General features: G+C 74.2%; 16 protein-coding genes. 4 read left to right on the top strand and 12 right to left on the bottom strand.

Translation table 11 applies throughout. The features are described 5' to 3' along the window. Nucleotides 1–32 precede the first annotated feature (32 nt). A complete protein-coding gene (locus AFB00_RS15750) occupies nt 33–1,145 on the bottom strand; it encodes an adenosine deaminase (protein ID WP_068797866.1) in 1,113 nt (370 codons plus the stop codon). A gap of 605 nt (nt 1,146–1,750) precedes the next feature. Between AFB00_RS15750 and AFB00_RS15745 the strand changes: the two genes are divergently transcribed. Next, nucleotides 1,751–3,085, top strand: a complete 1,335-nt coding sequence (locus AFB00_RS15745; RefSeq protein WP_068797865.1) for a hypothetical protein — start codon at nt 1,751–1,753, stop codon at nt 3,083–3,085. A gap of 81 nt (nt 3,086–3,166) precedes the next feature. Here AFB00_RS15745 and AFB00_RS15740 read toward each other — a convergent pair whose 3' ends face one another. The 4 genes from AFB00_RS15740 to AFB00_RS15725 form a co-directional block, all read right to left on the bottom strand. Further along, the gene (locus tag AFB00_RS15740) at nt 3,167–4,360 is read right to left on the bottom strand and encodes a MalY/PatB family protein (protein ID WP_068797864.1); all 1,194 of its coding nucleotides are present in this window, start codon (nt 4,358–4,360) and stop codon (nt 3,167–3,169) included. A 22-nt stretch (nt 4,361–4,382) separates the two neighbouring features. Next, nucleotides 4,383–6,326: a murein biosynthesis integral membrane protein MurJ gene (murJ, locus tag AFB00_RS15735; protein ID WP_068797863.1), complete on the bottom strand. Its 1,944-nt coding sequence runs from the start codon at nt 6,324–6,326 to the stop codon at nt 4,383–4,385. 104 nt (nt 6,327–6,430) lie between these two features. Continuing rightward, a complete protein-coding gene (locus tag AFB00_RS15730) occupies nt 6,431–7,867 on the bottom strand; it encodes a sulfatase family protein (RefSeq protein ID WP_068797862.1) in 1,437 nt (478 codons plus the stop codon). A gap of 46 nt (nt 7,868–7,913) precedes the next feature. Next, nucleotides 7,914–9,206, bottom strand: a complete 1,293-nt coding sequence (locus tag AFB00_RS15725) for an MFS transporter (RefSeq protein WP_068797861.1) — start codon at nt 9,204–9,206, stop codon at nt 7,914–7,916. 119 nt (nt 9,207–9,325) lie between these two features. Between AFB00_RS15725 and AFB00_RS15720 the strand changes: the two genes are divergently transcribed. After that, the gene (locus AFB00_RS15720; protein WP_197519549.1) at nt 9,326–10,315 is read left to right on the top strand and encodes a sugar-binding transcriptional regulator; all 990 of its coding nucleotides are present in this window, start codon (nt 9,326–9,328) and stop codon (nt 10,313–10,315) included. A gap of 21 nt (nt 10,316–10,336) precedes the next feature. Here the strand turns inward: AFB00_RS15720 and AFB00_RS15715 are convergent, their stop codons facing one another. The 7 genes from AFB00_RS15715 to AFB00_RS15685 form a co-directional block, all read right to left on the bottom strand. Continuing rightward, a complete protein-coding gene (locus tag AFB00_RS15715; RefSeq protein ID WP_231973949.1) occupies nt 10,337–11,479 on the bottom strand; it encodes a metallophosphoesterase family protein in 1,143 nt (380 codons plus the stop codon). Between the two features lie 149 nt (nt 11,480–11,628). Further along, nucleotides 11,629–12,927, bottom strand: a complete 1,299-nt coding sequence (locus tag AFB00_RS15710) for a thymidine phosphorylase (protein ID WP_068797858.1) — start codon at nt 12,925–12,927, stop codon at nt 11,629–11,631. A 66-nt stretch (nt 12,928–12,993) separates the two neighbouring features. Further along, nucleotides 12,994–13,380, bottom strand: coding sequence for a cytidine deaminase (locus AFB00_RS15705; RefSeq protein WP_068797857.1), 387 nt, complete (start codon nt 13,378–13,380; stop codon nt 12,994–12,996). Next, nucleotides 13,381–14,619: an ABC transporter permease gene (locus tag AFB00_RS15700; protein WP_068797856.1), complete on the bottom strand. Its 1,239-nt coding sequence runs from the start codon at nt 14,617–14,619 to the stop codon at nt 13,381–13,383. Continuing rightward, nucleotides 14,616–15,689, bottom strand: a complete 1,074-nt coding sequence (locus tag AFB00_RS15695; protein WP_068797855.1) for an ABC transporter permease — start codon at nt 15,687–15,689, stop codon at nt 14,616–14,618. Before AFB00_RS15695 ends, AFB00_RS15700 begins: the two co-directional genes overlap by 4 nt. Next, complete coding sequence (locus AFB00_RS15690; protein WP_068797854.1) at nt 15,686–17,197, bottom strand: ABC transporter ATP-binding protein; 1,512 nt, start codon at nt 17,195–17,197, stop codon at nt 15,686–15,688. Before AFB00_RS15690 ends, AFB00_RS15695 begins: the two co-directional genes overlap by 4 nt. Further along, the gene (locus AFB00_RS15685; RefSeq protein WP_083276049.1) at nt 17,194–18,336 is read right to left on the bottom strand and encodes a BMP family lipoprotein; all 1,143 of its coding nucleotides are present in this window, start codon (nt 18,334–18,336) and stop codon (nt 17,194–17,196) included. Before AFB00_RS15685 ends, AFB00_RS15690 begins: the two co-directional genes overlap by 4 nt. 181 nt (nt 18,337–18,517) lie before the next feature. On the opposite strand from AFB00_RS15685, the gene AFB00_RS15680 reads away from it, so the two are divergent. Then, nucleotides 18,518–18,994 carry an SRPBCC family protein gene (locus tag AFB00_RS15680; RefSeq protein WP_068797853.1) on the top strand — a complete coding sequence of 159 codons (477 nt, stop codon included), beginning with the start codon at nt 18,518–18,520 and terminating at the stop codon, nt 18,992–18,994. Between the two features lie 28 nt (nt 18,995–19,022). After that, on the top strand, nt 19,023–20,228 hold the full coding sequence (locus AFB00_RS15675) for a D-alanyl-D-alanine carboxypeptidase family protein (RefSeq protein ID WP_231973948.1): 1,206 nt from the start codon (nt 19,023–19,025) through the stop codon (nt 20,226–20,228). Nucleotides 20,229–20,239: the final 11 nt, after the last annotated feature.

The raw sequence follows: 20,239 nt of genomic DNA, 5'->3' as shown, positions 1-20,239 counted from the left end.
CGGCCGGCACCCGCCGGCGCAGGGCCCGCTGCTCAGCGGCCGGTCAGCGCCCGGTACCCCGGCTTGATCACGTCGTTGATCAGCGCGAGCCGCTCGTCGAACCCGATGAAGGCGGACTTCATCGCGTTGACGGTGAACCACTGCAGGGTGTCCCACCCGTAGCCGAAGGTCTCGGAGAGATCGGCCAGCTCGCTGGTCATGCTGCACCCGGACATCAGCCGGTTGTCGGTGTTGACCGTGACCCGGAACCGGAGCGCGGTGAGCAGCCCGATCGGGTGCTCGGCCAGCGACGGGGCGGCGCCGGTGTGCACGTTCGACGTCGGGCACATCTCCAGCGGCACCCGGCTGTCGCGCACCCAGGCGGCCAGCCGGCCGAGCTGCGGGGCCCCGTCCCGGGCCCGGGTGATGTCGTCGACGATCCGGACCCCGTGCCCGAGCCGGTCGGCGCCGCACCACTGGACGGCCTCCCAGATCGACGGCAGCCCGAACGCCTCGCCGGCGTGGATGGTGACGTGTGCGTTCTGCTGGCGGACGTACTCGAAGGCGTCGAGGTGGCGGGTGGGCGGGAACCCCTTCTCCGCACCGGCGATGTCGAAGCCGACGACCCCGGCGTCGCGGTGCCGCACGGCGAGCTCGGCGATCTCCCGGGAGCGGGCCGCGTGCCGCATCGCGGTGAGCAGCGTGCCGATCCGGATCCGCCGCCCAGCCGCGGCCGCCCGGTCGGCACCGATCCGGAAGCCGTCGAGCACTGCCGCGACCACGGCGTCGACGTCGAGGCCGTTCTCGACGTGCAGCTCCGGGGCGAACCGCACCTCGGCGTAGACCACGCCGTCCGCGGCCAGGTCCTCGGCGGCCTCCGCGGCGACCTGGGTCAGTGCCTCCCGGGACTGCATGACGGCGACGGTGTGGCCGAACGTCTCCAGGTAGCGCTCCAGCGAACCGGAGTGCGCCGCACCGAGGAACCATGCGGCGAGCGCGGCCGGGTCGGTGGTCGGCAACCGGTCGTACCCGATCTCGCGGGCGAGGTCGATCACCGTCTCCACCCGGAGGCCACCGTCGAGGTGGTCGTGCAGCAGCACCTTCGGCGCCTGCCGCACCGTCTCGCGGGTGACCGGGACGGGAGCCGGGCTCGTCGGATCGGCCATGGTGACCCCCTGGGTCCTCGCCGGTGGAGGTGCCGGGCACACAGCCCCGGAACCGGGAAACCGGATGGTAACCAGCCGCACCGACATTCCGGCCCTCCGAACCACCCGGCCCCGCCCCACCCCCACACCCCCTCACACCGCCCCCTCTCCACTCATGGAGCTTCAGCCTCGTGTCACGAGGCTGAAGCTCCATGAGTACGGAGGGGAACCACCGCCCCCGGCTGCACTCATGGAGCTTCGGCCCGGTGTGACGAGGCCGAAGCTCCATGAGTGCAGAAAGAAGAAGAAGGAGGGGGCGGGGAGGAGGAGGAGGAGGAGGAGGAGGGGCGGGCTCTCGCCGCGGGGGCGGTACCGCTCGACGCAGCGCCGGGCGAACCGGACGATCGTGTGTACGGCCCCGTGCGGACCGGGCTCGCAAACATCCGGCGCCGGCGAGCACGGCGTGGCGGGTGGGCACGCGCGCACCGACCTGCCATGATCCCGCTCGATCCGGGGGCGTGACATACCCCGGATGGCTCAATCCGCCACCGTCCGTCGACGCTCGAACGGCGGTCGCTACCCTCTGGGCACTCCCCACTCAGCTCAGAGGAAAGCGCGCAGGTGCCATGAGCGACACTTCGAACCTCTCGTTCGACCGGATGCGCGGCATGCTCATGCGGGCGGCCGAGATCCGTGACAGCGAGCAACAGCAGATCTTCGACTCCCTGGACGAGATCCACGCCCGGCTCGCCGCGCTGGACGCCATCGGCACCGTGCGCAAGAAGCTCACCGAGCTCCCCGACCGGACCGAGCTCAACGTCGTGTCCGAGCGCCTCGACGAGACGGTGACGAAGCTCGACAACACCGAGATCGTGCTCGGCGCGATCACCCGGGCGATCGAGTCGCTCCCGGACAAGCTGGCGAAGCCGATCGCGCAGCTCGACGGGCGGCTCGACGGCATGGGCGGGCGCCTGGAGGGTGTGTCCGGCCGGATGGACGGCCTGGACGACCGGCTCGGCGGCCTGCACAAGCGCCTCGACGACCTGGACAACCGGCTCGACCGGCACGAGATGCGGCTCGACGCCATGCCGAACGCCGTCGCCTCCCCGATCAAGGAGCGCATCGACGGGGTCGAGCGGCAGGTCAAGGACCAGCTCGACGCCGCGGTGTCCTCGTTCGAGGAGACCGGCGAGGGCCTGCGCAACCTGCTCGGCGACACCTCGGTCGGCCTGCACCGCCGGCTGGAGGAGCTGGCCCAGCGCCCGGCCGTCGACCCGGCTCCCGGGTTCGAGGCGCTCACCAAGCGGCTGGAGGCGCTGTCGGCGCGGCTGGAGGAGGTCGGGACCCGGCTGGACTCGGTCGAGACCGGGCTCGACGGCAAGCTGTCCGACCTCGACGGGTCGGTCAAGGAGCGGGTCGGCAAGCTCGGCGGCTCGCTGAAGGAGCGGCTGAGCGAGCTCGACGGCTCGGTGGGCGACCGGTTCACCGGCGTCGACGAGAAGCTGACCGGCTTCGACGCCCGGCTCGACCGGCTCACCTCCGACGTCGACGGCCGCTTCGACACCCTCGCCGAGAACGTCGACTCCCGGCTGGAGAAGCTCTCCGGCGACGTCGACCAGGTCTCCGGCACCGTCGGCGAGCGCTTCGACACCCTCGCCGAGAACGTCGACGGCCGGCTGACCGGCATCGACGCCGTGCTGAAGGACCGCCCGGACACCGGCTCGGTGACCGACCTGGTGACCAGGGCGAACGCCGAGTCCGAGCTCCGCAACGCCAACCAGCTGGACGAGGCGATGGCGACCTTCGCCGAGCTGATCATGGGCCGTGGCGGGCAGTACGCCCAGCAGGCCCCGCCGCCCCCGCCCCGCCCGGCCCAGCGCCGCGGCCGGCAGAAGGTCGCGGTGAAGAGCCAGAACGGCGCCTCGGCCGCCGACCTGGTCGGCGACGACCCGGACGCCTGACCGGAGAACCACCCACGACGCCGTGCCCCGCACCCCGGGGCGCGGCGTTCGTGCGTCCGGGGCCGGGACGAGCCGACGGTGTCAGGACACCGCGGCGGCCATCCGGCGCACCGCGGTGGTGAGCACGTCGGGCCCGGTCGCCACGTTCAGCCGGACGTGCCCCGCGCCGCCGTCGCCGAACGTCGGCCCGGAGTTCAGCGCGACCCGGGCCCGGTCCAGGAACACCGCGGCCGGGTCGTCGCCGAGCCCGAGCGCACGGCAGTCCAGCCAGGCCAGGAACGACGCCGGGCCCGGCCGGTAGCCGACCCCGGGCAGGTGCTCGGCGAGCAGGGACGCGAGCAGCGTCCGGTTCCGGCCGACGGCGGCGACGAACCCGTCCAGCCAGTCCCGGCCGTCGTCGAGGGCGGCGATGTGGGCGTGCACCGCCACGTGGCTCGCCCCGACCTCCAGGATGTCGGTGGCCAGCCGCCCGGTGTCGGCGTCCGGGCCCGGCACGGCGACCGCCGCCTTGAGCCCGGCCAGGTTCCACCCCTTCGACGCCGACCACAGCGCGAACCCGTCCCCCGCGCCGGGGACGGCGAGCCACGACGTGAACGCGGTGCCGGGATCCACCAGCGGCGCGTGGATCTCGTCGGCCACCACGGTGACGCCGTGCCGCCGGGCCAGGTCCGCGACCGTCGCCAGCTCGTCGGCGGTGTGCACGGTCCCGGTCGGGTTGTGCGGCGAGCAGAGCAGGAAGGCGCGCACGTCCGGCCGCGCGAACGCGGCGGCGAGCGTGCCGGGGTCGAGCCGCCCCTGCGCGGTCAGCGGGGCCGGCACCGGGACGAGCCCGGCGTGCCGTAGGTGCGAGTGGAACGGCGGGTACACCGGCGGGGTGACGACGACCCCGCCGCCGGGCGGGGCGAGCGACTGCAGCACCGCGACGGCGCCCTGCATGACGTCCGGCACGAGCACCGCCCGCCCCAGGTCGACCGCCGTCGGTGCCGCCGCTCCGGCTCCGACCGCCGTCGGTGCCGCCGCTCCGGCTCCGACCGCCGTCGGGAGCCCCCACCGGTCCGCGGCGAACCGGGCGAACGCCTCGGCGTAGCCACGACCGGCGGGGTAGCCGGTGTCCCCGCGGCGCAGCACCGCGGTGACCGCCTCGACGACGGCCGGGGCGAGCGGCACGTCCGCCTCGGCGATCCAGAGCGGGAGCACGTCATCGGGGTACTCGCGCCACTTCGAGCTCGTCCGCCGCCGCAGCTCGTCCAGGGCCGGCCACTCCAGGGGATCCACCCGGCCGATACTGACACGGCCCTCAGCGCCGGGCGAAGCGCCGGAACACCGCGTCGAGCTCGGCGACCTTCAGCACCCGCATGCCGACGACGGCCAGCGGCAGCGCGACGAGGCTCCCGAGCACCAGCACGGCCCAGGACCGCACGACGTCGGACCAGCCGGCCAGCAGCGGATCGGCGAGCTGCACCAGCCCCCAGGCCAGCGCGGCGCCCACCGCGGACGCCAGCGTGACCCGGGCCAGCGTCGACAGCACCTCGACGCTGCGCGCCCGGCCGAGCCGGCGGCGCAGCAGCCACTGCCCGAGCAGCGCACCACCGACGAACGACAGCCCGTTCGCCGCGGCCAGCCCCAGCACGACCTGCTCCGGCGGCAGCAGCAGCGGGCACATGAGCAGCAGCGGGATCTTCACCGCGACCATGCCGACCTGGATCAACGTCGGCGTCCGCGAGTCGGTCATCGCGTAGAAGACCCGCATCTGCAGCATCGTCACGGCGTAGGGCAGCAGCCCGAACGCCGACCACGCGATGGTCTCGCCGAGGCGGGCCGCGCCGGTGCCGCTCCCGGCGCCGACCGAGAACAGCGCGGTGCCCAGCGCGCCGCCGAACGCCGTCATGACCGCCGCGATCGGCACCAGGCCCACGGTGGACAGCCGCGCACCCAGCGACAGGTCGGCGACGACCTGCCCGGTGTCCCCGCTCGCCGCGGCCCGGCTCATCCGCGGCATCAGCGCGGTCAGCAGCGAGACGCCGAGGACGCCGTACGGGACCTGCAGCAGCAGCCACGCGTTCGTGTACGTGGTGACCGAGCCGCCGTCGGCCGCCGCGGCGACCCGGGTGGTCACGATGTAGCCGACCGCGCCGACCGCGACGTAGCCCATGATCCACAGGACCATGCCGCCGGCCACGCCGAGCCGCGGGTCCCACCCGAGCAGCGGCCGGTAGCGGAACCCGATCCGGCGCATGAACGGGATCAGCGTCAACGCCTGCACGACGATGCCCAGCGTCGTCCCCAGGCCCAGGACCAGCAGTTTCGGGTCGCCCATCCGCACCGGGTCGAGGCTGATCTCCCCCGGCATCAGGGCGAACACCCCGAGCACCCCGAGCACGACGAGGTTGTTGAGCACCGGCGCCCAGGCGAACGGCCCGAACATCTGCTTCGAGTTCAGGATCGCGCCCAGCAGGGCGCCGAGGCCGTAGAAGAAGATCTGCGGGAGCAGCAGCCAGGCGAACGCCGTCGCCAGTTCCGGGTTGGACCGCCCCGACTCCCCGGAGCCGAGGTAGAGCTGGGTGAGCAGCGGCGCGGCGGCCATCGCCAGCAGGGTCGCGACGAGCAGCCCGATCCCGACGACGGTGAGCAGCCGCCGGGTGAACGCCTCGCCGCCGTCGGCGTCCTCGGTCTGGGCCCGCACCAGTACCGGGATCATCACGCTGGTCAGCACGCCGCCGATGAGGAACTCGTAGACGATGTTCGGCAGCGTGTTGGAGACCGTGTAGGAGTCGTTGACGACGGCGAAGCCGAGCACCGCGACCACGGCCAGTGTCCGGACGAAGCCGGTGATCCGGCTGACCAGGCTGGCGATCGCCATCATGCCCGAGGAGCGGACCAGCGAGGCGTTCCCCGATCCGCCGGACGGGGCGGCCGGACCGGCGGAACCACCCGCCGGGCCCGCCGGCCCCCCGGCCGGACCGGCGGGCTGCTCCGGCGGGCCGCCGGGGGCGTCGTCCGGGCCGGCCGGGTCCGCCGCGGCGGCCGGGGCAGGGGCGGGGCCGGGGACCGGCGGTGCGACCGGGGGGACCGGGTCGATCGGGGTCGTCTCCGGACCGGGGTCCGGCACCACGGGTCGCCCGACCGGGCGGGTGATCTCCGCGGTGGTCTCCGTGTCCGCCTCGCCGGGTGCCCGGCGGGGCCGCCCCGGCATCACCGGTCGGGGGATCGCCGCCCGTTCCGCACCTCGGTCCTCACGCATCGCTCACCATCGTGCCGGACCCGTGTCCCCGCCCCGGAGCCGCCCGGCCGGTCCGCGGGCCGCCGGTCACCGGCGGGCGGGGCGGCGGTGCGTCCGGGTGTCGCTCAGCGGAAACGGGCCGCCCAGGTCGCCGTGTGCAGCGCGCTGGCGGCCCGCCACTCCCGGGTGCGTTCCCGCAGCTCCTCGCGCACCGGCGCGTGCTCCGGAGAGGACCAGAGATCGTGCTCCTCGTGCGGGTCGGTCTCCAGGTCGAACAGCTGCCCGCGCGGATGGTCGACGAACTCGACGAGCTTGTGCCGCCGGTCCCGCACCATCGTCATCAGCTCGGTCCCCTTGAGCAGGCCGTCCCGGGCGTGCTCGGAGAACACGTGCGAGCGCCCCTCCCACCGCTCGCCCCGCAGCGCGGGGGTCAGCGACTCGGCCTCCATCCACACCGGCGGCGCGAGCCCGGCCAGCTCCAGCACCGTCGGCCCGACGTCCATCAGCGAGGCCAGCCCGTCGAGCCGCCGGCCGGCGGCGACGCCGGGGCCCCGGAACACCAGCGGGACGTGGACGCTCGGCTCGTACATGGTCCACTTCTGGGAGTGCCCGTGGTCGCCGAGCGCGTCACCGTGGTCGGAGGTGAACACGACGACGGTGTCGTCGAGCACCCCGCGCCGCTCCAGCGCGTCGAGCAGCCCGCCGACCTGCTCGTCGATCAGCGAGACGTTGGCGTAGTAGTGCCTGCGCCGGCGCTGTTCCTGCTCGGCGGTCGGATCGTCGAGGTGCACGACGGCGTCGTGGTCGTTGTCCAGGTGCTCGCGCCGCAGGGCCTGCAGCGGCTCCGGCTGGGCGTCGATGTCGGCCCGGGTGGCGTGCGCCGGGGGCATCGGCCGGTCCCGGTAGGGCTCCAGGTGCCGCGGCGGCGGGTCGTAGGGCGGGTGCGGCCCGGGGAAACCGACCTGCAGGAAGAACGGCTCGTCGTCGGCTCCCGGGTAGGTCTCCAGCCAGTGCCGGGCGAGGTTCCCGACGAACGCGTCGGCGTGCAGGTCCTCGGGCAGCTCCCACTCGAAGGCGCCCAGCCGGTCGGCGTAGTCGTCGCGCCGCCGGTAGGTGACCCGGGTCGGCTTCTCGTGCCCGCGGATCCACAGCGCCTTGTCCCACTGGTCGAGGAAGAACGGCAGGCTCGGGTGCGCCCGGTCCTTGTTCTCCACGACGTGCCGCTCGGCGAACCCGACCGGCGCCTCGTAGGGATAGGTGTGCATCTTGCCGATGCTGGTGCAGCGGTAGCCGCTGCCGGTGAGGTCCTCCACCCAGGAGTGCGACCACGGCTCGTCGTTGCGCAGCACGCCGGAGGTGTGCGGGTAGAGCCCGGTGAACAGGCTGGCCCGCGACGGCGCGCAGGACGGCGCGGCCACGTAGGTGTTGGTGAGTGCGGTGCCCTCGGAGACCAGCCGGTCCAGGTTCGGGGTGTCCACGTGCTCGTGGCCGAGCGCGGCGATCGAGTCGAAGCGCTGCTGGTCGGTGATGATCAGGACGATGTTGGGGCGGCCGTCGGGCACGGAACTCCTCCGCTGGTGGTCGGGCGATGGGTCGGAGCGGGCGGGATCAGGTCTCGGCGAGGTCGTCGCGGAAGGTCTCCCGGGTGAGCAGCACGCAGACCGCGCTGACGGCGCACAGGGTCACCAGGTAGATCGCGGCCGGCCAGTACGAGTAGCCGAACGCGGCGACCAGGGCGAGCGCGATCGCCGGGGTCGGGGCGCCACCGAGCAGCGCCGAGCCCTGGTAGACCACGCCGAGCCCGGTGTAGCGGGTGCTGGTGCTGAACATCTCGGCGAAGTAGGCGCCCTGGATCGCGAACATGCAGCCGGTGCCGACCGCGACGAGCACGACGATCGCCGTCCAGGTCAGCAGCACGCTGCCGGTGTCCAGGACCGGGAAGTAGAGCAGGCCGCCGATCCCGCAGACGACGACGCCGGTCAGGTACACCGGTTTGCGCCCGACCCGGTCCGACCACCGGCCGATGAACGGCAGCAGCACCAGCTCCACGGCGGCGGCGAGGACGAACCCGTTGAGGATCATCGACGAGCTGAGCCCGAGGTGGACCGTCGCGTAGGAGATCGCGAACACGTTGATGACGTTGAACGTGACGGCGTCGGCCATCCGGGCCCCGAGACCGAGCAGCAGGTGCCGCCACTCGGTGCGGAACAGGGTCGCGACCGGCAGCCGGTTCGCCTTCTGCCGGGCGATCTGGAACACCGGGGTCTCCGGCACCCGCGAGCGTACGATCAGCGCGACGACGACGAACACCCCGCTGAGCAGGAACGGGATCCGCCAGCCCCAGCTGAGGAAGTCCTCCTCGGGCAGCAGGCTGACCAGGCTGACCAGACCGGTGGAGACGAGCAGCCCGGCCGGCGTCCCCATCTGGTGGAAGCTGCCCATGAACCCGCGGCGCCCGGTCGGCGCCGACTCCAGCGCGAGCAGCGACCCGCCGCCGAACTCGCCGCCGATGCCGATCCCCTGCAGCAGCCGCAGCGAGATCAGCGCGACCGCCGCCCACACGCCGATCGTCTCGTAGGTCGGCAGCAGCCCGATCAGGAACGTGACCGCACCGATCAGCACGACGGTGATCATCAGCATCGGCTTGCGCCCGATCCGGTCGCCGAAGTGCCCGAAGATCAGGGCACCCAGCGGGCGGGTCAGGAACCCGGCGGCGAACGCACCGAAGGACTCGATGACGCTGACGGTGTCGTCGCTGCCCGGGAAGAACAGCCGGGGGAAGATCAGCGCCGCGGCGGTCCCGAAGAGGTAGAAGTCGTACCACTCGATGAAGCTGCCGCCGAATGCCGCCCGGACGGCCTTCCAGGACCCGCGCGTCGTCGTTGCCGCTGCGTTCGCCATGCCTTGCCCCGTATCTCTCATCCGTGAGATAGTGATCGCTCTTTCGTGAGGCGTGACCGTAACAGCGGTGCGGGCCGGACTCAATGTTGCGCAGCGGGGGCGGTCGGTACCGCTCATCCGTGGGATCAGGGGGTGTCGTGGACGGCCGTTCCGAGGTGATCGGGCGCGAGGTCGTGCTGGAGGTGGCCCGGGCCTACTACCTGCAGGACCGGTCGAAGACCGAGATCGCCCGCAGCACCGGGCTCAGCCGCTGGCAGGTCGCCCGGCTGCTCGCCGAGGCCCGTGCCGACGGCACGGTGCAGATCCGGGTCGGCGACCCGGCCGGGGAGCGGACCGCGCTCGCCGGGGATCTCACCGCGGCGCTGGGGCGCTACGGGGTGCGCGACACCCTGGTCGTCGCGGCCACCGAGAGCGCCGACGAGGAACCGGCGGTCGACGCGGTCACCGGGGCGCTCGCGACGCTGCTGACCTCGCTCGTCGACGAGGGCGCCGCGGTCGGCCTGGCCTGGAGCCGGGTGATCGAGCGGCTGCCGCGCCGGCTGGAGCGGCTGGCGCCGTGCCAGGTCGTGCAGCTCGCCGGGGCGCTGTCGTTCCCCGGCGACCGGCTGGGCTCGGTCGAGGTGACCCGGGAGGTGGCCCGGCGGGCCGGCGGGACCGCGTTCCCGTTCTACGCCCCGCTGTTCGTCGACGCCCCGGCCGCGGCCGCCGCCCTGCGCGAACAGCCCGAGGTCGCCCGGTGCCTGGAGCGGGTCGAGCACCTCGACGTCGCCGTCGTCTCGGTCGGGCACTGGAGCGAGCACGGCTCGGCGGTGCACCCGCTCGTCCCGGCCGGGCTGTCCCGCCGCACCGCCGACGCCGGGGCGGTCGGCGAGATCAGCGGCCGCCTGCTCGACGCCGGCGGCGGCGCCGTCCGGCCCGGGCTGGACCAGCACGTCGTCGGGATCACCCTGGACGGGCTCCGCCGGGTGCCGGTGCGGATCGCGACCAGCCACGGCCGGTACCGGGCCCGGGCCACACTGGCCGCGGTCCGGGCCGGGCTGGTGAGCCACCTCGTCGTCGACCAGTCGCAGGCCGAGGCGCTGCTCGCCACCCTCGCCGCACCGGTCTGAGCCCCGGCCGGCGGCGATCGCTCAGGCGTTCTCCTGCGGCGGGGCGAGCGGGCGCGGGTCGCCGGGGCGGTCGTCGGCGGTGAGGTCGATGCCGAGATCCTTCGCGAACACCAGGCGGGTCTCCATCCGGACCGTGTCCCCCTCGACGGCGAGGTCGAACACCCTGGCCCCGCGCAGCCGGTTGCGGTCCGGCCCGTCCAGCCCGTAGGCGCCGAAACCGGTGCCGGGCCCGTAGCCGAGCCGGATCCCGTAGTAGTCGCCGCAGTAGGTGTTGACGTGGTCGTGCCCGGCGAACACGCCGTGCACGTCACCGCGTTCGCAGATCGCGGAGAACAGCCCGGAGTTGAACGGTCCCGGGCACTCGTCCTCGTTGCGCTCGCCGACGATGCGGTGCCTGGCCCGGCCGCGGGCCGCGGACTCCTCGGTCCGGGTGTCCACCCCGCCCCACCACATGAAGCGGAACTCCCACAGCGGGATGTGCAGGAACATCAGTCCCGGAACCGGGCCACCGTGCCGCTCGGCGAGCGCGGCGGACTGCTCCCGGTACCAGCCGACCTGGTCGCCCCGCACCCAGTCCCAGTGCGGGTAGCCCTCGATGTCCTGGCCGGCGATCCGCTCGGGCGCGTACCGGCCGGCGTCGATCAGCCAGACCGCGTACGCCGCGCGGTCACCCTGCGGGGCGGCGATCTCGACGACCCCGTTGCCGGTCCCGGTCGGCCCCGGCTGCTCGTCGGCGTTCACGTTGTGCGCGTAGGTGCGGCAGAACCGCAGCATGTCGGGTTCCTCGGCGGCGGGCGAGTCCTCGTCGTGGTTGCCGAAGGTCAGCGCCCACGGGATCGCCCGGCTCTCCATCGGCCACACGACGTTGTTGATCGCCTGCTTGACCTGCTGGCGTCCCTCGCAGCCCTCGGTGATCACGTCCCCGTTGACGACGACGAGGCCGGGCTTCTCGGCGTCGAGCGTGCGCTCGATGAGCTGCACGGTGCGGACGTCGGTCCGCTCGTCGTCCTGGGTGTCGTTGAACTGCACGACGCGGAAGGTGCCGTCCGGGGCGAAGCGCAGGCGGCCGGCGACCACCCCGGTGCCGGGCCGAGGGCTCGCGGCGGCGGTCCCGGACCGGACGCCCGCGGCCAGCGCGCCGAGACCGCCCGCCGCCGCGAGCACGGACCGCCTGCCTATCGGGGACGAACCCACTGCTGCCTCCCGGCTCGATCGACCGGGCCCGACGCTAGCGATCACCCCCGGCCGTGCCGCGACGCGCGGGACAACGCCGGATGAACTCCGGGTCGGCCGGGTCGGCCGGGGCGGCCGGGTCAGCCGGGGCGGCGCGCGTCGAGTACGAGCGGGCGCTGCGCCGGTGGGTCGGCGGTCACCAGCAGCGCGGCCCCGGCGAGCGCCCGGTGGGCGTCCGGGAACCGCTCCGGGGTGTCGGTGTGCAGTTCCAGCAGCGGGGTGCCGGGGCGGACCTCGTCCCCGGGGACGGCGAGCATCCGCACCCCGGCACCGGCCTGCACCGGGTCCTCCTTGCGCGCCCGGCCGGCGCCGAGCCGCCAGGCCGCCGTCCCGACGGCCAGCGCGTCCGCCCCGGCGAACACCCCGGAGCGGTCCGCGGTGACCGTCTCGACGTGCGCGGCGACGGGCAGCGGCGCGTCCGGGTCGCCGCCCTGGGCGGCGATCATGCGTTCCCAGAACGGGTGCGCCGCGCCGGAGGCCAGCACCTCGGCGGGATCGGTCCCGGTGACCCCGGCCAGCGCCAGCATCTCCCGGGCCAGCGCGACCGTCAGCCCGGCGACGTCGGCGGGGCCGTGCCCGCGCAGCACCTCGACCGACTCGGCGACCTCCAGCGCGTTGCCGACGCACCGCCCCAGCGGCCGGGACATGTCGGTGAGCAGGGCGGTCGTCGGGAGGCCGTGCGCGGCACCGATCGCGGTCATCGCGTCGGCCAGCTCCCCGGCCCGGGCCGCGGTCTTCATGAACGCGCCGGAACCGACCTTGACGTCCAGGACCAGGCCGCCGGTGCCCTCGGCCAGCTTCTTGCTCATGATCGAGCTGGCGATCAGCGGGACCGACTCGACGGTGCCGGTCACGTCGCGCAGCGCGTAGAGCCGCCGGTCGGCCGGGGCCAGCGTCGGGGTGGTCGCACAGATCACCGCGCCGACGTCGGCGAGCTGGGCCCGGATCTCGTCGGTGGACAGCGCGGCCCGCCACCCGGGGATCGACTCCAGCTTGTCCAGGGTGCCGCCGGTGTGCCCCAGGCCGCGCCCGGACAGCTGCGGGACCGCGGCGCCGCAGGCCGCGACGAGCGGGGCCAGCGGCAGGGTGATCTTGTCCCCGACCCCGCCGGTGGAGTGCTTGTCGACCAGCGGGCGGCCGACGTCGCCGAAGTCCAGCACCTCGCCGGAGTCGATCATCGCCTGGGTCCAGTGCGCGGTCTCCGCGGCGTCCATCCCGTTGAGCAGGATGGCCATCGCGAGCGCGGACATCTGCTCGTCGGCGACCTCGCCGCTGGTGTAGGCGTCGACCACCCACCCGATCTGCTCGCGGCTCAGCCCCCGGCAGTCCCGCTTGTCCGCGATGACCTCGACGGCACTGAACCCGCTACCGGAACCCACGGCCCCCGTCACCCCACTTCCCGATCGATCGGCACACCGGCGCCCGGCCGGACGGTCGGACGGAGCTCACGGCAGGTGCTCCGGGCCGAACGCGTCGGGGAGGACCTCGGTGAAGCCGAGCACGCCACGGGGGGTGTCGCACAGGAGGTCCGGGCCACCGAACTCGTAGAGGACCTGGCGGCACCGGCCGCACGGCATCAGCAGGTCACCGGTGCCCGACCGGCAGGCCACGGCGACCAGCCGGCCGCCGCCGGTGAGCCGCAGCTGCCCGGCCAGGGTGACCTCGGCGCAGACGCCGAGGCCGTAGGAGGCGTTCTCGACGTTGCAGCCGGTGATCACCCGGCCGTCGTCGACCAGGGCCGCGGCGCCGACGTGCAGCCCGGAGTAGGGCGCCCAGGCCCCGGCGGCCGCGGCGACGGCGGCGTCCCGCAGGGAGGGCCAGTCGGGGTCCATCTAGCCGCCCTCCCCGCGTTGGTACGGATCACCGAGCCGGGCGGGTGGCCGTAGTCGTTGCGACGCCACCGCGAGCACGATCAGCGTGACCAGCTGCGGGGCGTAGGACGCGAACTCCGACGGCACCGACTCGATCGTCCAGTACAGGGCGTAGACGGCGACACCGGCGCCGAGCGCGACGGCGGTGGCCGTCCACATCCGGCGGATCGCCCACAGCACGGCGACGGCCACCGCGACCAGGGTCGCGCCGTAGAGCAGGGCGTGCACCGCCTCGCCGCCGGCCCGCAGCTGCAGGCCGTCGACGTAGCCGAACAGCGCCGACCCGACGAGCAGCCCGGCCGGCCGCCAGTTGCCGAAGATCATCGCGGCGAGCCCGATGTAGCCCCGGCCGCCGACCTGATTCTCCAGGTAGCTGAGCTGGCCCGGGTTGAGGACGAGCGCCGCGCCGCCGAGCCCGGCCAGCGCCCCGGAGATCACGACGGCCGCGTACTTGTGGGCGACCACGTTCACCCCGAGCGACTCCGCGGCGACCGGGGACTCGCCGGTGCTGCGCAGCCGGAGACCGAACGGCGTCCGCCAGAGGATCCAGTAGCTCAGCGGGACCAGCCCGACCCCCAGCACGACGATCGGCGTCAGCCCGGTGACCAGGCCGGAGAGCAGCCCGGCGAGATCGGAGACGAACACCCGTTGCTGGGCCTCGAGCGCCTGCAGCCCCGGCGACAGGCCGGGCACCGAGAACTGCTCGAAGCCCTCCAGCCGCGGGGACTGGCGCGGGTTCTGCGACACCGGGGTGAACACCAGCGTCGCCAGGTACTTCGTGAGCCCGGTGCCGAGCAGCGTGATCGCGACCCCGGAGACGATGTGGTTGACGCCGAACGTCACCGTCGCGACGGCGTGCACCAGCCCGCCCAGCGCACCGAACGCCAGCCCGCCCAGCAGCGCGGCCCACGGCCCCCACTGGTAGCCGGCCCAGGCCGCGCCCCAGGTGCCCAGCACCATCATGCCCTCGAGGCCGATGTTGATGATCCCCGCGCGTTCGGCCCACAGGCCGCCGAGCGCGGCGAACAGGATCGGCAGGCCCAGCCGGACCGCGGCCTCCGAGGTCCCGGACGACGCCAGCTGGGTCTGGCCGGTCAGCGTCACGGTGATCGACAGGACGAGCACCAGCCCGGCGGCGAGCAGCGCCGACCGGGCCCACCGGGGCAGGGCCGCGGCCCGCTGCAGCACGGCGGCGGTCACGAGCCCACCCCCGCGGGTTCGGGCGCGGCGACCGCGACCCGGCGTTGCTCGGCCCGCCGCTCCACCCGCCGGACCAGTTCGTAGGCGACGACCACCGACAGCACGATCAGCCCCTGCATGATCAGCACGATCTCCCGCTGGATCCCGACGACGTCGAGTGCGACCGCGGACTTGTCCAGGAAGGCCCAGAGCAGCGCCCCGAGCGCGATGCCGATCGGGTGGTTGCGGCCCAGCAGCGCGATCGCGATGCCGGTGAAGCCGTACCCCTGCGGCGAGGTGAGGGTGTAGGCGTGGTCGCGGCCGAGCAGCTCGGGCAGTCCGATCAGCCCGGCGATCGCGCCGGAGGCGAGCAGCGCGACGACGATCGTCCGGCGCGCGTTCACCCCGCCGGCCGACGCCGCCGTCGCCGACTCGCCCGACGCCCGCAGCTCGAACCCGAACCGGGTCCGGCCGAGCAGGAACCAGTAGCCGGCGCCGAGCACGGCGGCGACGACCACCATCCCGAAGATCTCGCTGTCGCCGACCGGGATGCCGGGGAACCAGCCGGACTCCGGGATCGGCGGGGTGGTGATGTTGTTGCCGCGCAGCTCGCCGAAGGTCTCGGCCCGGATCAGGAACGCGATCAGGCCGGTGGCGATCGCGTTCAGCATGATCGTGGAGATGACCTCGGAGACCCCGCGGTAGGCCTTGAGCAGCGCCGGGATCGCGATCCACGCGGCACCGGACAGCATGGCGACCACGAGGATCAGCAGCGTGTGCAGCACCGGCGGCAGGACGACCGTCCCGCCGACGATCGCGGCCAGGCAGGCCGCGACCCGGAACTGCCCCTCCACGCCGATGTTGAACAGCCGCATCTGGAAGCCGATCGCGACCGCCAGCGCGGCGATGTAGTAGACCGCCGCGGAGTTCACCGTGTCGACGGCGATCGTGCCCGAGCCGAGCTGGGCCAGGATGGTGGTGAGCGCCGTCCACGGCGAGGCGCCGCTGACGAGCAGCGCCACCGCGCACAGCAGCGCGGCGACACCGACGGCCAGCACCGGCGCCACGATCGCGCCCCGCAGCCGGATCACGTCGCGGCTCCCGTCATCGTCGTACCCAGCTCCTCCGGGGTGACGGTGGCCGGGTCGGCGGTGCCGACCAGCCGTCCGTCGAGGATGACGGCGAGCGTGTCGGACAGCCCGATCAGCTCGTCGAGGTCGGCCGAGACCAGCAGTACCGCGAGCCCCGCGGCCCTGGCCCGGCGCAGCTCGGCCCAGATCCCGGCCTGCGCGCCGACGTCGACGCCCCGGGTCGGGTGCGCCGCGATCAGCAGGATCGGGTCCCCGGACAGCTCCCGGCCGACGACCAGCTTCTGCTGGTTGCCGCCGGACAGCGCCGAGGCGGTGACGTCGATCCCCGGCGTGCGGACGTCGAAGGAGGCCACGATCCGCTCGGTGTCGGCGCGGGCCGCGGACCGGTCGATCAGCCCGCGGCGCCCGATCGGGGCCCGGGACTGGAAGCCCAGGATCCGGTTCGCCCACAGCGGCTGGTCGCCGAGCAGGGCGTGCCGGGAGCGGTCCTCCGGGACGTAGCCGACGCCGCGCTCGCGGCGGGCCATCGTGGACAGCGACGAGACGTCGTCGCCGTCGAGGGAGATCCGGCCGCGGGTGTGCCGGCGCATCCCCATGATCGTCTCGACCAGCTCGGTCTGGCCGTTGCCCTCGACGCCGGCGATACCCAGCACCTCACCGGCCCGCACCACGAGATCGACGCCGTCGAGCAGGTCCCGGCCGCCCCGCGGGTCGGTGAGCCCGAGCCCGGAGACCCGGAGCACCTCGCGGTCGGTCACGGTGGAGTCGCGGGTCTCCGGCGACGGCAGCTCGGAGCCGACCATCATCTCGGCCAGCTGGGAGTTCGTCACCGACCCGGGATCGGCGGTGCCGACCGTGCGGCCGCGGCGGATCACCGTGATCCGGTCCGCCACCGCCCGCACCTCGTCGAGCTTGTGCGAGATGAACAGGAACGTGTAGCCGTCGGCCTGCATCGACCGGACGGTCGCGAACAGCTCGTCGACCTCCTGCGGGACCAGCACCGCGGTCGGCTCGTCGAGGATCACCGTGCGGGCGCCGCGGTAGAGCACCTTGAGGATCTCGATCCGCTGCCGGTCGGCGACGCCCAGGTGCTCGACGAGCACCGACGGCCCGGCGGTGAGCCCGACCGTGCCGGCCAGCTCGGCGATCCGGGCCAGCGCGGCGCGCCCGATGCCGTGCCGCTTCTCGGCGCCGAGCAGGACGTTCTCCGCGACGGTGAGGTTGTCGGCCAGCATGAAGTGCTGGTGCACCATCCCGATCCCGGCCGCGATGGCGTCCGCCGGGCTGCGGAAGTGCGTCGCCACCCCGCCGACCTCGATCGTCCCCTCGTCCGGGGCCTGCATCCCGTAGAGGATCTTCATCAGGGTCGACTTGCCGGCCCCGTTCTCGCCGCACAGCGCGTGGACCTCACCGGTGCGCACGGCGAGGTCCACGCCGTCGTTCGCGACGACGCCGGGGAACCGCTTGGTGATCCCGCGCAGCTCGACCGCGTGCTGGGTGTCGCTCACTTGGTCGACGACACCTGGATCTCACCGGCGATGATGGCCGCCCGGTACGCCTCGAGCTGGGCCTTGATGTCGTCGACCTGGCCACCGGAGGTGGAGTAGCCGACGCCGTCGTTGCGCAGGTCGAAGCGGTCGGGCAGGGCATCGACGGTGCCACCGGCCACGGCGTTGATGTAGTCGTAGACGGCCACGTCCACCCGCTTGACCATCGACGTCATGATCGTGTCGCGGACCTGGGTCAGCTGCGGGGAGTTGTACTGGTCGGAGTCGACGCCGATCGCCTTGCGCTGCGCGGTCTGCGCGGCGGCGAACACGCCCTGGTTCGACTGGCCGGCCGCGGCGAAGGAGATGTCGGATCCGGCGTCGTACTGGCCGGAGGCGATCTCGGTGCCGCGGGTCGCGTCGTTGAACCCGGAGAAGTCACCAGCCGGGGAGATGTAGGCCGAGTCGATCTCGATGTCCGGGGCGACGGCCTTCGCGCCCTGCTCGTAGCCGGCGTCGAACTTCTGGATCAGCGGGTTGTCCACACCGCCGACGAACCCGACCTTGCAGGTCTGGGTCTTCAGCGCGGCCGCGACGCCGACCAGGAACGAGCCCTGCTCCTCGGCGAACACCAGCGGGGTCACGTTGGGCAGGTCGACGGTGTCGTCGTCGACGATCGCGAACTGCGTCTGCGGGAACTCGGCGGCGACGGCCTTGACCCCGTTGACGTAGTTGAACCCGACCGCGATCACCGGGTTGTTGCCGGCCTGCGCGAGCTGGCGCAGGCGGGTGGTGCCGGCGTCCTCGCTCTCGCCCTGCTGGGCGGTCGCCTCGGTGGCCTTCGGCATGCCGAGCTCGCTCGACGCCCGGTCCAGGCCGGCCGCCGCGGCGTCGTTGAACGAGGCGTCGCCCCGGCCGCCGATGTCGTAGGCGAGGCCGACCTTCAGCGCGCTCGCGTCGGCCTTCGGCTGCTCCGGGGCGGGCTGCGCGCTGGCCGCGGGGACCGCGGGCGGGGCGACCCGCTCGCACTCCCCGCCCTGCGCGGCACCCCCGCCGCCGGTGTCCCGGGCACAGCCCGCCAGTGCGAGTACCGCGACGGCCCCGACCGCGATGGCGGTGGCGCCCCGTCCGCGTCGTCCGGTGCGCTGGTTGATCCGCACGAACGTCCTCCCCGTCGACCGATGCCGCCCGGTCGGCAGCACACGTTCCGCGGGACGGTAGCCGCTGCACCGGCCGGACGGCAGAGGCGATACATCGCCGTGACGAGAAATCGTCGAGCGGTTGACGGACGGTACGTTCCCGCATCGGAGAACGGATCGATCAGCAGGAGGACGGATCGTCATGGATCGTGCGGAGCTGCGGGTGGACGCCCCCGCGGACGCGGTGTGGGCGCTGGTCTCGGACGTGACGCGGGCCGGCGAGTGGAGCCCGGAGGCCACCGGCGGGCAGTGGCGCGACGGTGCGGCCGGGCCCGCGGTGGGCGCCCGCTTCGTCGGCGGGAACCGGCGCGGACGGATCCGCTGGTCGACGCACTGCCGGGTCACCGAGTGCGAGCCGCCGCACCGGTTCACCTTCGTCGTCACCGAGTCCCGGACGGCGTGGGGCTGGGTGCTCACCCCCGCCGACGATCACGCGGGGACCCACGTCGTCGCCTGGCGGGAGAACGTGGGGCGCACCTCGCTGCCGGTCCGGCTGCTGCAGCGCAGCGGGCTCCTCGGCCGGGACCGCGAGGCCCTGATGCGCTCGGGGCTGCAGCACAGCCTCGAGCGGGTGAAGTCCCTCGTCGAGGACGGCCCGGCGAACGGCACGACCGGGTGAGCCCGCCGGATGGGGCATGCTTCCGGGTGTGACGACGAGGGCCCGCCGGTGGCGGCGCAGCGCGGTGACCGGGCTGGTGGCGGGGCTCCTGATCGCGACCGCGGGAACGGCGGTGGCGGCGCCGCCGGTCGCGGCGCAGCCCGGCGGCTGTCCCGGACAGGCCGTCCCGCCGGGGCCACCCGCCGAGGAGGAGACGACCGGGGCCGCGCCGGACCCGCTGCCGGTGCCCGACCCCCCGGTCGGCGCGCTCGACGTCTGCACCGAGGAGCACGTGGGTGCGGTGCCGCCGCCCCCGGTCGGCGCCGCGTCCTACGTCGTGGCCGACCTGGACTCCGGCGCGGTGCTCGCCGCCCGCACGCCGCACGCGCGGCAGCGGCCGGCGTCGACGGTCAAGCTGCTGCTCGCGCTGGTCGTGGACGACGAGCTGGCACCGGACCGGGTCGTCACCGGCACCGTGGAGGACGCGAACATCGAGGGCAGCCGGGCCGGCCTGGGCCCGGGCAGGCGCTACACCGTCGACCAGCTGCTGCACGGGCTGCTGCTCGCCTCCGGCAACGACGCCGCGAACGCGCTGGCCCGCGAGCTCGGCGGGCTACCGCCGACGCTCGCCGCGATGCAGCGGACCGCCGCCGCGCTCGGCGCCCGCGACACCCGGCCCGCGACCCCGGCCGGGCTGGACGGCCCGGGGATGGCGTCCTCGGCCTACGACCTGGCGCTGTTCCTGCAGGCGGCCCTGCAGCGCCCGCGGATCGCCGCGGCGATGCGCACGCCGAGCGTCACCTTCCCCGGGTTCGGCGACCGTCCGCCCTTCGAGCTCGGCAACGACGACCGTCTGGTCGGCACCCCGGGGTTCCTCGGCGGCAAGAACGGGTTCACCGACGCCGCCCGGCACACCTTCGTCGGCGCCGCCGAGCGGGGGGGCCGGCGGCTGGTCGTCGCGCTGGTCCGCGGGGAGCAGCGCCCGGTGCGGATGGTCGACCAGGCGAGCGCCCTGCTGGACTGGGGCGCCGGTGCCCCCGACGACCGGCTCGGGACGCTCGTCGACCCGGTCCGGGACGCACCGGCACCCACGCCGGCCGCCCCGGCACCCGCACCCGTCCCGCCACCGCCCGCCGCCCCGGCACCCGCCGGTCCGGGACCGGTGACGCTGGTGGCGGGCGGCGCGGCCGCACTCGTCGGCATGGCGGCGCTGGTGCTCGTCCCGCTGCGGCAGCGCCGGCGGGACCGCGGCTGACCCCGGGGCGG

The organism is Pseudonocardia sp. HH130630-07 (assembly GCF_001698125.1).
In the GTDB taxonomy this organism is placed as follows: domain Bacteria; phylum Actinomycetota; class Actinomycetes; order Mycobacteriales; family Pseudonocardiaceae; genus Pseudonocardia.
Note: the sequence above shows the minus strand (reverse complement) of the source record. Positions and strands in the feature narration are given on the sequence as shown.